The sequence below is a fragment of the Brevibacterium sp. AGC70 genome, from assembly GCF_057334195.1.
On the sequence record NZ_JBHFIH010000014.1, the window covers coordinates 166,712 to 179,627 of the forward strand.

14 protein-coding genes are annotated in these 12,916 nt (G+C 62.1%); 4 read left to right on the forward strand and 10 right to left on the reverse strand.

Annotated elements, in window-relative coordinates:
- Positions 1 to 57: 57 nt before the first annotated feature.
- A complete protein-coding gene (locus tag ACE03M_RS10910) occupies positions 58 to 1,959 on the reverse strand; it encodes an LPXTG cell wall anchor domain-containing protein (RefSeq protein WP_143921337.1) in 1,902 nt (633 codons plus the stop codon).
- A 245-nt stretch (positions 1,960 to 2,204) separates the two neighbouring features.
- On the opposite strand from ACE03M_RS10910, the gene ACE03M_RS10915 reads away from it, so the two are divergent.
- From ACE03M_RS10915 to ACE03M_RS10925, 3 genes are read left to right on the forward strand one after another with little or no spacing between them, the layout of a single operon-like run.
- Positions 2,205 to 2,669, forward strand: coding sequence for an META domain-containing protein (locus tag ACE03M_RS10915; protein ID WP_143921336.1), 465 nt, complete (start codon positions 2,205 to 2,207; stop codon positions 2,667 to 2,669).
- Positions 2,666 to 2,986, forward strand: coding sequence for an META domain-containing protein (locus tag ACE03M_RS10920; RefSeq protein ID WP_143921335.1), 321 nt, complete (start codon positions 2,666 to 2,668; stop codon positions 2,984 to 2,986). The genes ACE03M_RS10915 and ACE03M_RS10920 overlap by 4 nt, the downstream gene beginning before the upstream one ends.
- Positions 2,987 to 4,117: a DUF808 domain-containing protein gene (locus tag ACE03M_RS10925; protein ID WP_260847990.1), complete on the forward strand. Its 1,131-nt coding sequence runs from the start codon at positions 2,987 to 2,989 to the stop codon at positions 4,115 to 4,117. It abuts the gene before it with no gap.
- A 173-nt stretch (positions 4,118 to 4,290) separates the two neighbouring features.
- Here the strand turns inward: ACE03M_RS10925 and ACE03M_RS10930 are convergent, their stop codons facing one another.
- The 7 genes from ACE03M_RS10930 to ACE03M_RS10960 all read right to left on the reverse strand — a co-directional run bounded on the left by ACE03M_RS10930 (position 4,291) and on the right by ACE03M_RS10960 (position 10,289).
- Positions 4,291 to 5,169, reverse strand: coding sequence for an ABC transporter ATP-binding protein (locus ACE03M_RS10930; RefSeq protein ID WP_143921334.1), 879 nt, complete (start codon positions 5,167 to 5,169; stop codon positions 4,291 to 4,293).
- Positions 5,166 to 6,272, reverse strand: coding sequence for a FecCD family ABC transporter permease (locus ACE03M_RS10935; RefSeq protein ID WP_143921333.1), 1,107 nt, complete (start codon positions 6,270 to 6,272; stop codon positions 5,166 to 5,168). The genes ACE03M_RS10930 and ACE03M_RS10935 overlap by 4 nt, the downstream gene beginning before the upstream one ends.
- On the reverse strand, positions 6,269 to 7,336 hold the full coding sequence (locus ACE03M_RS10940) for an iron chelate uptake ABC transporter family permease subunit (protein WP_186292982.1): 1,068 nt from the start codon (positions 7,334 to 7,336) through the stop codon (positions 6,269 to 6,271). The genes ACE03M_RS10935 and ACE03M_RS10940 overlap by 4 nt, the downstream gene beginning before the upstream one ends.
- 85 nt (positions 7,337 to 7,421) lie before the next feature.
- The gene (locus tag ACE03M_RS10945; RefSeq protein WP_485933958.1) at positions 7,422 to 7,916 is read right to left on the reverse strand and encodes a SufE family protein; all 495 of its coding nucleotides are present in this window, start codon (positions 7,914 to 7,916) and stop codon (positions 7,422 to 7,424) included.
- Positions 7,916 to 8,824 carry a sulfurtransferase gene (locus tag ACE03M_RS10950; protein WP_485933959.1) on the reverse strand — a complete coding sequence of 303 codons (909 nt, stop codon included), beginning with the start codon at positions 8,822 to 8,824 and terminating at the stop codon, positions 7,916 to 7,918. The genes ACE03M_RS10945 and ACE03M_RS10950 overlap by 1 nt, the downstream gene beginning before the upstream one ends.
- Before the next feature lie 150 nt (positions 8,825 to 8,974).
- Complete coding sequence (locus ACE03M_RS10955; protein WP_485933960.1) at positions 8,975 to 9,763, reverse strand: alpha/beta fold hydrolase; 789 nt, start codon at positions 9,761 to 9,763, stop codon at positions 8,975 to 8,977.
- 31 nt (positions 9,764 to 9,794) lie between these two features.
- Positions 9,795 to 10,289, reverse strand: a complete 495-nt coding sequence (locus ACE03M_RS10960) for an SRPBCC domain-containing protein (protein WP_143921329.1) — start codon at positions 10,287 to 10,289, stop codon at positions 9,795 to 9,797.
- Positions 10,290 to 10,350: 61 nt separating this feature from the next.
- Between ACE03M_RS10960 and ACE03M_RS10965 the strand changes: the two genes are divergently transcribed.
- Positions 10,351 to 10,809, forward strand: a complete 459-nt coding sequence (locus tag ACE03M_RS10965) for an NUDIX hydrolase (RefSeq protein ID WP_143921328.1) — start codon at positions 10,351 to 10,353, stop codon at positions 10,807 to 10,809.
- Between the two features lie 70 nt (positions 10,810 to 10,879).
- Here the strand turns inward: ACE03M_RS10965 and ACE03M_RS10970 are convergent, their stop codons facing one another.
- Positions 10,880 to 11,836, reverse strand: coding sequence for an iron-siderophore ABC transporter substrate-binding protein (locus tag ACE03M_RS10970; protein ID WP_485933961.1), 957 nt, complete (start codon positions 11,834 to 11,836; stop codon positions 10,880 to 10,882).
- A gap of 33 nt (positions 11,837 to 11,869) precedes the next feature.
- Positions 11,870 to 12,871: a helix-turn-helix transcriptional regulator gene (locus ACE03M_RS10975; protein ID WP_143921326.1), complete on the reverse strand. Its 1,002-nt coding sequence runs from the start codon at positions 12,869 to 12,871 to the stop codon at positions 11,870 to 11,872.
- Positions 12,872 to 12,916: the final 45 nt, after the last annotated feature.

Below are 12,916 nucleotides of genomic sequence, written 5' to 3' on the forward strand. Positions count from 1 at the left end.
CCGGGGGGCGCTCGAGTGAACTCTCAGACGATCATGTGCTGACCGTGTGAGTCATAATCAGTTCTTCTTGTTCCGACGCATCGTCAGAACAACTGCAGCTCCACCAACAACGAGGAGTCCGGCACCGGCAGCAAGGCCGGTCAGTTCAGCGCCGGTGCGAGGCAGATCAGATCCACCGTCACCATTGCCGTCGTCATCCTTGTTGCCGTCATCGCCGCCGTCGTTTCCGCCGCCGTTGCCTTCTTCATCTTCGACAACGTTGAAGGAACCGGCAAGAGCCTTCTCTTCATCGGTGTCGTTGGCTCCGGTAACGTTCACGTCGTACTTGCCGAGGTAGACCGAAGGGTCGGCTTCGCTTGTGCCGTAGATCGAGAAGGCAGCTGCACCGTTCTCATTCGCGGTCTCATCGAGAGTGATGCCTTCGACGTTCTCAGGACCGGAAGCGACTTTCAGTGTCACCTTCTCGCCCTCGTCGAAGCCCTTGACCGTGACTGTCACGCCTTTGTCTTCCTTCACGAAGTCAGAAGCGACGATTTCCTTGGGGTCAACGTTGATCTCGCGCTCGACTGGAGCAGGAGTCTCGGTCTCTTCCTCTTCAACTGTGACCTGGAATTCGGCAGGCTTGGATTCCTGTCCGTCAACCGTAGCAACAGCGGTGTAGTCGTAGTCGCCTGCAGCCTCAGGACCTTCAACTGTGAAGTTGCCGTCTTCGTCGGCCTTCACTGTTTCGGAACCTTCTTTGGCGGCCTGGGTGCCCTTGGCGGGCGCCCAGTCGAGCTTGACCTCGGCACCGGCCGCGGCCTTGCCCTTAACGTCGCCGTTGGGCTCGATCGTCTGGTCCTTGACCTCTGGGGCTGCTGGAGCCTCAGGTGTCTCTTCGCCTGGCTTCTCGACCTGGAAGTCGACACCGGACTGCTCGAGCGAGTAGTCGAGGTCGGCCACCCAACCGAACTGGGAACCATCAGCTGCAGGTCCGCCACCGGAGATGACGCCGACTGCAGTGTCGCCCTGGAAGACGGCGCCACCGGAGTCACCCGGCTGCGAGAACGGATCGGACTCTGGTGAAGTCACACCGAAGCCGTGAACCCAACGTCCGCCCACGTTCGAGTACTCAAATGGGTACTCTTCGAACGGAATGACGTCGCCTTCGGTCAGACCGGTCGTACGGCCCGACTTCTCAACGGTGGTCTCTTCGTGTGCACCAACGCCGGTGATGTCTGTGGCGAGGCTCGTCGACAGATCGTCGGAGTCTGCGCTCGTCCAGTCGGTGACGCCGTTCTTAACGTTGTACTTTTCCTCGTCAACGTTGATGACGGCGAAGTCAATGTCGGTGGGCTTCGGCTCGGTCCAGTCATCGCTGGGCCCCTCAAGCAGGTCGCCGCTGCCGTAGCTGTGGTAGCCCCACTCGCCCACGGTGCCGATTCCGGAAGGCTGGAATCCTTCGCCGCCATTGGCTTCTGCGATTGAAGGCTTCTCAGTGTCGCCGACCTTGGTGTCGCCGTTGATCTCGCCGGTGCTTTCGATGACCTTCGAGCAGTGTCCTGCGGTCAGCACGACGGGGTTGCCCTCGCCGTCCCAGCCGGAGAATCCGGTGGAGCAAACGCCGTTGCCTGCAGGCGAGTTGGCCAGGTAGCCGGCGCCGCCGACGAGGTCCTTCTTTGCGTAAGGCTTCAGTTCCTTGATGCCGTCCACAACGTTGATGTTGTTGAACTTCTTCTCAAGGTCCTTGATTTCGTCGGTCTTCTTCTCAACGCCGAGGTTGAGCTGGCCGTCGGCCTCACCGTAGGCGTTGACGCCCGAAAGGCCGGACAGTGCCTTCTGCACCTGCGCGTCGTTCTGCACATCCAGCTTCTGCGGGGCGTTGTCGGCCATGGCAGGGGATGCGACGAACGCACTGCCGAGACCGAGCGCCGCTGCGGCGGTCAGTGCCAGCGAACTCTGCACGAGTTTCTTCTGCATACTCTTTGGTTCCCTTGATCGGATTCACTGTTGCGTTTGCCTGTGCCCTCTTCGACCCGCAGCTCAACAATCGCGCGGACGTTTCTGAGAACAGTCTTTCAACCACATGAAAGATTACGGTTTGGCAACGATGAGACGCAAGCACCATGCGTGTTGATGGTGAACACAACTTACAAAACCTGAATTGACACCCAACTCGCCATATTCTCCATGATGCGCTCAAAGCTGGCCGTTATGATCGGTGCATGCTCAACCTCACTGACAACAGACCTTCAGCTGCGTTCAGACGTGTGATCGGAGTTGCTGTTCTCGGCCTCATCCTGCCCCTTGCCGCGTGCGGGACAGGCTCCGATCCCAGCGAACCGACCAGCTCCGCACCCACAGAATCCAACACACCCTCGGATTCGGCCGACTCTGGGGCCCTTGATCCCTCCGGAAAATGGACCTCTCCTGAAGCCGGAGATCCGTATCTCGAGTTCTCCGACGACGGACAGGTAGAGGGAACCGATGGCTGCAATGCAATCAAGACAACGTGGGAAGTCGATGGGGACAAAATCCTCATCTCCTCATTCACCACGACCCAGAAAGCATGTGCCGGCGTGGACACGTGGTTGTCCAAAGCATCGTCGGCAACTGTCGAAGGCAACGTCATGAAGATCGCCGACGCCAGCGGGAAGGTCGTCGGAGGACTGGAGAAAGAGGACAAATGACCAATTCAGTCAATGGTAAGTGGATCAGCTCGAAGCCAGGGTCGTCAGCGTTTCTGGATATTGCAGCTGACGGCTCCCTGAGCGGCAGCGATGGCGCCAATCGTATTTCAACGACGTGGACCAGCGATGGTTCCGGCGCGAAGGTCGAATCGTTCCTCACGACCCAACGCGCGATGCAGGGAATGGAGACATGGGTGGCTCGCGCCCGACGGGTCGAAGCCGACGGCGACCAACTCAATGTCTTCGACCAAAAAGGCAACCACCTCGGCGCGATGACTCGAGTCGCCGCTTCAGACGAACCCGACGAAGGACGTTAAATGGCCGGCGGTCTGTTCGCACTCCTCGATGACGTAGCGGCACTCGTCAAACTCTCGGCAGCGAGCCTCGACGATGTCGCAGCAGGTGCATCCCGGGCGGGAATGAAGGCCGCCGGCGTAGTCGTCGACGATGCTGCGGTGACTCCGAAATTCGTTGAAGGGGTCAATCCTAAACGGGAACTGCCGATCATCAAGCGCATCGCCTTCGGTTCGCTGATCAACAAGATGCTCATCATCCTGCCGATCATCCTGCTGCTCAGCGAATTCCTCCCCTGGCTGCTGACTCCCCTACTGATGGTGGGCGGTACCTACCTGTGCTTCGAGGGTGCGGAGAAGATCTTCGAGAAGTTCGGGTGGGTCGAGCACCATGAAGAGCCGAAGAAGGAATCCAAGCACGGTAAGAAGGGTGACGGCGACGCCGAGAAGAAGATCGTGCGTTCGGCCATCACCACTGACTTCGTGCTCAGCTGCGAAATCATGGTCATCGCCCTCAACGAGGTGGCCAGCGAGGACCTGCTCCCTCGAGCCATCATCCTCGTCGTCGTGGCCCTGGCGATCACCGTCGGTGTCTACGGTTCTGTGGCCCTCATCGTCAAGATGGACGACATCGGCCTGCACATGGCACAGAAGGAGAAGGCGAGCACGCAGAAGTTCGGCCGGTTCCTCGTCAAGGCGATGCCCAAGCTCCTCGGTGGCCTGTCAGTCATCGGCACCTTCGCCATGCTGTGGGTCGGCGGACATATCATCCTCGTCGGCACAGACGAGCTCGGATTCCATGCCCTCTACGATTTCGTCCACCACCTCGAGGAGCCAGTGGCCGCGATCGCCGGAGTCGGCGGAATTCTCGGGTGGTTGGTCAACACGTTCTTCTCACTCATCCTCGGCGCCGTCTGGGGAGGAATCGTGGCCGGTATCGCCATCGGCTTCACCGCTTTGCTCAAGTCGGGGAACAAGAACGGCAAGGACACCGACACTGTCCAGAAGGACGACGAGATGCCTGTTGAGAAGGCTCCTGCAGATGACTCAGCAGACCCATCCTCGATCGCGGACACGTCCTCAACGCCCGATCACGGAGCAGGCCCTAAGCCGAACTACGCACCGGGACAGAGCAAAGGTCCGTTCGAAAGCTGAGTCCTATTTCCTCAGCACGTCTTTCCTCAGCACGTCCTGAAAGCCGCTGTCGTTGATGAGCCAGTCGCGAGAGGCTGAACTTGCCCCATAGGCAGAGGCCGTGAGGTCAACCTCGACGAACTTTCGGTCGGACCGAGCGTGTGTCGGACAGCGGCTTCGACAGGTGTTGCGGCTCAGCGGTCTGCGAAGGTCTTCTTCGGTTTGCCGGGAACGATCATGGGTGCACCGGTGACAGGATCATCGACGACGGTGCAGTCGATGCCGAAGACCTGGTGAACGAGCTCTGTCGTGATGATCTCTGCTGGTGCGCCCTGGGCCACGATCGTGCCGTTCTTCATCGCGATGATCTCATCGGCGTAGCGGCAGGCCTGGTTGAGGTCATGGAGGACGGCGACAAAGGTGTGGCCGTGTTCGTGATTCAGTTGAGCGAACAGGTCGAGAAGGTCGATCTGGAAGGCCAGATCAAGGAACGTCGTGGGCTCGTCGAGGAGCATCAGCGGCGTCTCCTGGGCCAGGACCATCGCGACCCAGACCCGTTGCCGCTGGCCCCCGGAGAGCTCGTCGACCTGGCGGGAGGAGAGTTCTTCTGTATTCGTTGCACGCAGTGCTGTCAGCACGGCGACCTCATCCTGTTCGGTCCACTGCTTGAGGAACGACTGATGCGGGTGACGTCCGCGAGCCACGAGCTCTGCCACAGTGATGCCGTCGGGTGCGATCGAGGTCTGTGGGAGGAGCCCCAAGCGCTTGGCGATCTGCTTCGTCTTCAGCTTGGCGATGTTTCCGCCGTCGAGAAGCACCGTGCCCTTCGTCGGAGCCATCAGCCTGGCCAGTGCCCGCAGCAGGGTCGACTTGCCGCAGGCGTTGGGGCCGACGATGACGGTGAACTTGCCCGGTGCGATCTCCACGTCGAGGTCGGCGATGACGTGCCGCTGGTCGTAGGCGAGATCGAGATCGCGGGCTGCCAGCGGAGCCGGGGCCGAAGCTGCTGTGTCCGTCGACGTCGTGTCGGTCGTGTCCGGCGTCGTATCAGTCGTATCAGGTGTGATGCTCATTGTGCCTTCCGAGCTTCTTGGATGAGGAGCCAGATCAGGTAGATGCCGCCGATGCACACGGTGACGACTCCGACGGGAAGTTGGGTCTCACCCAGGGCGTGTTGGGCGATGAGGTCCGCAGCGACGAGCAGAAGCGCTCCGACTGCCGCAGCTGAGAGCAGGCTGGTGCCCTGGGACTTCGCGATTCTGCGCCCGATCTGCGGGGCGGCCAGTGCGACGAAGGCTATCGGTCCCGCGGCGGCGGTGACGACGGCGACGAGGGCCACGGCCACCAGAATGAGACCAGCGCGGACCGGTTCATTGCGCACGCCGAGCGCCTTGGCGGTGTCATCACCGAGCTCCAAGGTTCCCAGACCACGTGAGAAGAGCCCGCAGCCCAGCCCCAACAGCACCGTGCCGATGGCGGCCGGAAGCAGGGTCGACCAGCCCATGCCGTTGAGTGTTCCAGCACCCCACGTGGCTGCGGCCATGGCGAGGTCGAGGTCAGCGCGCATGATCAGCCAGGTGTTGAAGGCGTTGAGCATAGCGGTCAGGGCGATGCCGACGATGATGAGTCGGAAGCCTTGGACGCCGCCCTTCCAGGTCAGAAGGTAGACCACGATGGCGGTGAGTAGCCCACCGATGATCGCGCCGAAGGCTGTGGAGATGAAGCTGGAGCCGAAGACGATGATGGTGACGATGCCGCCGGTGTATGCACCGGTGGAGAAGCCGATGATGTCGGGGCTGCCCAGCGGATTGCGGGTCAGTGATTGGAACACCGCGCCAGAGATGCCCAGACCGGCGCCGAGGACGATTCCGGCGATGATGCGCGGTGCCCGCCATTCGGCGACGACGGTGTTGACGATGCGCCTGTCGGCCTGGCCGAACAGCCCCTGGAAGACTTCGCCGGGTGTCAATGAGAACTCGCCGAGCAGCAGCCCCAGGAATCCACAGCCCAGGGCCAGGAGAATGACGCTGCCGGCTGTGACGACGACGCGCAGATCGATGCGGAAGCCGAAGGCTCGCAGCATGGGGCGACCGAAGTTGATCCGCTCCCCCGGCAGAACGCGGTGTCCTGGAACGAGTACGGGGGCGTCACCGATCGATGAGTTCGATGTCTTCACAGTCCGCTCGCCTTCTTTCTGCGAACGAGAGCGATGAGCACCGGTGCGCCGACGAAGGCGGTGACGACACCGACCTGGAGTTCGCCCGGTTTCATCACCACGCGTCCGAGCACATCGGAGACGAGGAGCAGGATGGGCGAGAGGATGACGGAGTAGCTTAAGATCCATCGCTGGTCGGGGCCGACGATCCAGCGGGCAATGTGGGGAATCATGAGTCCGATGAAGCCGATGGGCCCGGCGGCAGCGGTGGCACCGCCTGCGAGGAGGGTGACGGCGAGAATGGTGATGATGCGGGTGCGGTTGACCGAGGTGCCGAGGCTGGCGGCCAGATCGTCGCCGAGTGCCACCGCGTTGAGCGAGTGGGCCAAGAACAAGGCGAGTACGATGCCGACGATGATGAATGGGGCGACTGCGGAGACCGTGTCGAACCCGCGGCCGGCGATGGCTCCGACGTCCCAGGCGCGGAAGGCGTCGAAGGCTCGTTCGTTCGTGAGCAGGATTCCCTTGGTCAGCCCGGTCAGCACTGCGGCGACCGCGACTCCGGCCAAGGTCAGGCGGATCGGATCGACGCTGTGGTTCCTGCCCGAGGAACCGATGATGTACACGCCGGTCGTGGCCAAGAGGGCACCGAGGAAGGCGAACCAGATGTAGCCGTTGATCGACGTGATTCCGAAGAACCCGATGCCGACGGCCACTGCGAAGGAGGCCCCGGCGTTGACGCCGAGGATGCCCGGATCGGCAAGAGGGTTGCGGGTCAGCGCCTGGATGAGCCCGCCGGCCAATCCCAGCCCCATGCCGACGAGGATGCCGAGCACGGTCCGCGGGTAGCGCAGTTCGAGGACGACCAGCTGGTCATCGCTGCCGCTGGGGTTGAAGAACGCTCCGAGAACCTCCGAGATCGGCATGTCCCGGGTACCGATGGCCAGCGATGCCAGCACCACGACGATCAACGCCAGAATCGCGACGACGAGGCCGACGGTCCTTTTGACCTTCAGCGCCCGGTTCGCCTTCTGACCGTTCGCCTCAGACGGATTCGCCGAGGCGGTGGTGGCGAGACCGGTCATCGGAGGGTTCCTTAGCATCGACTAATTAAGGGCAGGCTAACCACAATCTAGTCGATAACTTCGGCTCGTCCAAACAATTTCCCGATCACTGACCTGTGATCTTGCCGATCCTCTCGGACGTCTGACGTTGAATCCGAGACAGCATCCCGCTCATCCCCCGCAGTCGCAACGGGCTCACGATCTCCGTCATCGACAGCCGCAGAGGCAGGTCGGACGGAATGGACAGGACCACCTCGGCGGTCTGGCCATTGAGACCTTCGTGGAGGATCCCGGCGAAGCCACGGGTCGTCGGCGCCTCAGGGGGCGCAGAGAAATGAAGCTTCACGATAGCGTCATCGCCCTGTTCGGGGTTCTCGACCTCGGTGACGAGGAAGATCGGAGACTGGCATTCGGGCACCGGCTCGAGCAGTTCGGGATGATCGGTGTAGCGCTGCGGCAGCTCAGGCAGCTCCGAGGCGAATTCGAGCAGCAGCTGCAGCCGATCACCGGATTCGGTCTCGGCGAAGTCCTCGACGATCTCGACCAGGCTCTCCGGCAGATCGGAATTGTCGGCCATCGCGGCGTCTGTGTCGGCAGTCATCAGCGGCTGGGCACCTCGCCAGCCTCTGACCCGGTGACGATGGGAACGCCGACGACGTTGCCCCATTCGGTCCAGGAACCGTCGTAGTTGCGGACGTTGCTGTAGCCCAGCAGATGCTGAAGCACGAACCAGGTGTGGCTGGAACGCTCGCCGATGCGGCAGTAGGCGATGACTTCATCGGCGGTGCCGAGCCCGGCTTCGTCGGTGTAGATGGCCTTGAGCTCCTCGGCTGATTTGAAGGTGCCGTCTTCGTTTGCGGCCTTCGCCCATGGCACCGACGCTGCAGTGGGGATGTGTCCTCCGCGCAGTGCGCCCTCTTCGGGGTAAGCGGGCATATGGGTGCGCTCTCCGCTGTATTCCTCGGGGCTGCGCACATCGATGAGGGGACGCGTGCCCAGGCTGTCTCTGACCTCGGGCAGGAAGGCACGCAGAGTTGAGTCGTCACGGTCGATGACCGGGTATTCGGTCGGTTCCCGGCGCGGCTTCTCGGTGGACAGTTCGCGTTCTTCGGCCTGCCACTTGGAACGGCCGCCATCCATAAGTCGGACGTCAACGTGTCCGAACAGCGAGAAGACCCACAGAGCGTAGGCGGCCCACCAGTTGGATTTGTCGCCGTAGAAGACGATCGTGTCCTCGCGTGAGATGCCCTTCGCGGACATGAGGGCGGCAAAGCCTTCACCGTCGACGTAGTCACGTGTCACGGTGTCGTTGAGTTCGGTGTGCCAGTCGACCTTCACCGCGCCAGGGATGTGCCCGGTCTCGTAGAGCAGGACGTCCTCGTCGCTTTCGACGATAACCAGTCCGGGTTCACCGGCATGCTCGGCCACCCATTCGGTGCTGACCAGTCGTGATCCGTCTGCGTACTCGGCGAATTTGGCCGTGGTATCGGCCGGGATCGCTGTGCTCACTCGTTCCTCCTCGTGAAGATTCTGATGGTGTGGCTCTTTGGACCTCTGTGTGGCTCAACGCCACTGCCCACCAGCATATTCCTTAGCAAGGGTGCCCCGATCCCGGGGTGTTGCAGATGAGATCGGGGCACACCAGGTGAGCTTGCGGCGTCACCTGCGTGCGAGGAATGCCTGCAGGGACGAGATGAACGTCTGCGGCTTCTCTGAGTGGACCCAGTGGCCTGACCCCTTGACGGTGAGCAGGGTCGTGCGGGGGAAGAGGGAGCGCATGAGGGGCAGATCCTCGCGGGAGACGTAGTCCGATGTCTCACCGGCAATCCAGAGCACCGGACCGTCGAAGGTCGCCTCCCCCATCTCGGGGAAGTCTCCGATCGCGGGCAGGCTCTCATGCAGCAGGGTGAGGTTGGGTTGCCAGGCGTACCCCGCCGAGGTGGGGCGCAGGTTCTGCAGGAGGAATCCCCTGATCGTGTCCTCTGGGATCTTCTCCTGCAGGGCTTCATCCGCAGCGGTGCGCGACTCGATCTCGTTGAGATCGAGTTCGGCGAGGCTCGAGAGCAGATGTTCGAAGACGCCGAGGGACCCGCCTGCCGTGGGAGCGATGTCGACGACGACGAGGTGGTCGATGAGTTCCGGGTGGCGCAGGGCCAGGATCATGGCGACCTTGCCGCCCAGGGAATGACCGACCAGGTGCACCGGCAGATCATCGGGATCGGTCACCTCGGTGATCATCGCGGCCACGGAGTCGGCCATGCCCACGTAGCTGAAATCCTCGGTCCAATTCGAATCACCGTGGTTGGGCAGGTCGACGAGGAGGCTCGAGTAGTCGGACTCGAGGCCTTTGGCGATGGAGGTGAAGTTCTTGCCGCGGCCGAAGAGTCCGTGGAGGAAGACGATGCGCTCACCGGTGCTGCCGATGAGTCTGCTGGCGATATCAGTCACGCTTCCAGCCTACCCGGCAGGTCTCACCAGGTCATCTGTGCTCAAAAGCCGCCTGTTCCAAGGCCTGCAGCGACCGGTCGAGATAGTCGGGGCTGACGACGGGGAAGCCGCCGAATGCATCTCGGATCTCTTGTGTTGTGCGTGACCAGTCGTAGGTCAGTTTCACCTCGGTGCCGGTGTCCTTCTCTTCGAGGTCGTAGCGCCAGCGCCAGCCACCGGGGGCCACGTGACCGCTCTCATCGGCTTGACCGGGATCCCAAGCGATCGCGTGATCAGGTTCGAACGTTGTCACGGTGTTGTCCATCCGGTAGTCACCGTTGGCTCCATCGAAGTGCATATTCATGGAAAAGATCTGGCCGGTGGCCGTGATCGGGGTCGGATCGATGGCGTCTCGCACCCAGTCCGTGGGTTCGGTGTCCCGGTGCCGAGCCGGATCTGCAAGCACGGTGAAGATCGTATGGGCAGGGGCGTCGATCGTGCGGGTGGCGACGATGTGCTCGTTCGGGTCTTTCGGTCCTTCAGTCATCTGATCAGCCTATTCACCGGGCTGCGGCATGGGAAGAGATACTCACAGGTAGGCTGAGTCCATGCACTTCTCCGATTACGACACACGACTGGCCGGGTACGCGGTGATCGTCAACCAGGACCGGGAAATCCTTCTCAGCTGGTTCAACGGCGGCAGCGAACCAGCCCATGCGCTGTGGACTCTGCCCGGCGGTGGAATCGAGTTCCACGAGAGCATCGAGGCAGGCACGATCCGGGAGATCAAGGAGGAGACGGGCTTCGACGCCGAACTGATCCGTCCGCTGACGACACACACCTTCACTGAGAATCGCAGCAATTCCGCACGCCGCAGATCGGTCTCGCGTCCGTTCAAGGGAGTCCGCGTCGTCTATGAGGCCGACATCACCGGAGGCATGCTGGGGACTCTCGAGGTCGACGGCACAACGGACCGCGCCGAATGGCTGGCCATCGACTCTCTGGCAGACGTGCGGCACGCCCGCATCATCGACATCGGTCTTGACGCGTGGCGTGCCGCAGTGTGAGGAAGCGTGACGGCTTCGTGAGTGCGATGGCTGCCTGAGCGTGAATGCGACAGCCGCTTGAGTGTGGCTGCTACTTCAGAGCATCCGCGACGAGCTCGGGCATCTTCTCTGCCGCATATGACGCGGAGAGGACCGAGTTCAACGCAAATGCCTGCCGGACGTCGTTGAGATCCTCAGTCAGCACCAGACTGTGCCCGTCCTCGACTGCCGGGATGCGCTTGAAGCCGGGGTCGTCGGTGACTTCGGAATCGGGGATGTAGATCGGGAAGGCAACTAGCAGGTCCGCGTCGAGATCGTCGAGCTTCTCCTCCGACACCGTGGCGGTGAAGCCCGAGGGTTTGAGGGCCGCGACCTTCTCCGACTGCTTGAACCCGAGATTTTCCATGAACTGGACCCGCTCCGACCCTTCGACGTAGGCTCCCCAGCCCTCGGAGGTCTTCGCGGCCACGCTCACGGACTTCCCGTCGAACTCCGGATGGGCCTCACGAGCGGCCCCGAACTCCTTGTCGAGGTCCGCGAGGAGCTCCTGCCCCTCGTCCTCTTTGCCCAGGGACTGGGACACCAGGTCGACCTGCTGGTCCATCGTGGTCAGGTAGTTGTCGCCGCCTTCGGGCGCACCCACAGTCGGAGCGATCTCCGAGAGACGGTCATAGCGTTCCTGTTCACCGGAGCTCTTCGTGTCGAGGATGAGGTCGGGCTCGAGCGCCGCGATCTTCTCGTAGTCTGGCTCCATCGTCGCGATGATCTCCGGGGCCTGGTCATAGAGGTCCTCGGCCCAGGGGCCGACGCCTTTGCCGCCGAACTCCACCCAGTCGGAGGCGCCGACCGGCTGCACGTCGAGCGCCAGCGCGGTTTCCGCATCGCCCCATCCCAGCGCCACGACCTTCTGAGGGTCCTTCGGGACCTCGACGGAGCCGAATTTGGTGTCGACGCTGATGCCGGAGGTCGTGTCACCAGTGTCTCCCCCACTGCCGCAGCCGGCGAGCACAAGGACAGAGGCAATCAGTGGAGCGAGAATTCGGCGCATGAGTTCCTTCTTAGGTAGTTAGGCGAGCCTAGCTTAACCCACAGTTCCCAGTCGCGCACGAATGGTTTGGAGCCGATTGAGCACTTCGTGGTCGGCGGCAATGTCGAAATCGGCATCAACGCTCAGCAATGCACACAGGTACTCGACGATGAGATCGAGCGAATCGGCGCTGAGACTCACCTCGCAGCGCTGGCATGCCAGTTCCTTCACGACCCCGAAGATGGTGCCGTGGTATTTCGACCTCAGCCGCTGGGCGGAGATCTCGAAAGTCACGGTGGCGTTGAATCGATAGTGCGCCTCGGCGAAGGACCGGGCCACAAAGGAGAAGGCGTCGAGCACTTGAGGCTCAAAACGTTCGTGTCTGTACTTGACCGAACTGATGCGTTCGACTCGGAACGACCGCCAATCGCGGCGATCGGAGTCGAAGGCGACCAGATACCAATACCCTGACATCGTAACGAGTTTGTGCGGTCTCACGCGCCGCAGGGTGCGGGCACCGTCGCGCTTGACGTGAATGAATGACAACGCCTGATGATCAGCGCACGCATCGGAGAGTTCGAGCAGCACATCGGTATCCGGAAGCATGGCCGCGCCATCGACGTCGGGGTCAGGTCCGGCCTCAATCGATTGGACCAGTCGGTGATATCGACGGCGGAGGCGCGCGGGCAGCATTCGTTCGAGCTTGATCCTCGCACTGTCGGTCGCCACCCGCACACCGTCCGAAACGGATTGTCCGCGCACCTGACGACTGGCGGTCGACAGACTCACTGCAATCGCCACGGCTTCCTCGTCATCGAATTGCAGGGGTGGCAGATTCGACGACTCCCCCAGGTTGTATCCCCCATCACGGCCGGTCCGACTGCGAACCGGATAGTCGAGAGACTTCAACCTCTCGATGTCTCTGCGCAGAGTACGAGGCTGCACACCCAAGCGTTCGCTCAGCTCCCCGGCCTGCCACCACCCTCGCGACTGGAGGAGCGAGAGGAGGCGCAGCAGCCTGCCTGGCATTTCGCTGCTCGGAGTTCGACTGGTCACAGATCAATTCTATTGTGGTCACGTTCGGGCCACAATGGATTCTAC

Bases quoted from the DNA above. Each gene is read 5' to 3' on its own strand.
- ACE03M_RS10910 (WP_143921337.1), bottom strand. From the start codon at position 1,959: ATGCAGAAGAAACTCGTGCAGAGTTCGCTGGCACTGACCGCCGCAGCG.
- ACE03M_RS10915 (WP_143921336.1), top strand. From the start codon at position 2,205: ATGCTCAACCTCACTGACAACAGACCTTCAGCTGCGTTCAGACGTGTG.
- ACE03M_RS10920 (WP_143921335.1), top strand. From the start codon at position 2,666: ATGACCAATTCAGTCAATGGTAAGTGGATCAGCTCGAAGCCAGGGTCG.
- ACE03M_RS10925 (WP_260847990.1), top strand. From the start codon at position 2,987: ATGGCCGGCGGTCTGTTCGCACTCCTCGATGACGTAGCGGCACTCGTC.
- ACE03M_RS10930 (WP_143921334.1), bottom strand. From the start codon at position 5,169: ATGAGCATCACACCTGATACGACTGATACGACGCCGGACACGACCGAC.
- ACE03M_RS10940 (WP_186292982.1), bottom strand. From the start codon at position 7,336: ATGACCGGTCTCGCCACCACCGCCTCGGCGAATCCGTCTGAGGCGAAC.
- ACE03M_RS10945 (WP_485933958.1), bottom strand. From the start codon at position 7,916: ATGACTGCCGACACAGACGCCGCGATGGCCGACAATTCCGATCTGCCG.
- ACE03M_RS10960 (WP_143921329.1), bottom strand. From the start codon at position 10,289: ATGACTGAAGGACCGAAAGACCCGAACGAGCACATCGTCGCCACCCGC.
- ACE03M_RS10965 (WP_143921328.1), top strand. From the start codon at position 10,351: ATGCACTTCTCCGATTACGACACACGACTGGCCGGGTACGCGGTGATC.
- ACE03M_RS10970 (WP_485933961.1), bottom strand. From the start codon at position 11,836: ATGCGCCGAATTCTCGCTCCACTGATTGCCTCTGTCCTTGTGCTCGCC.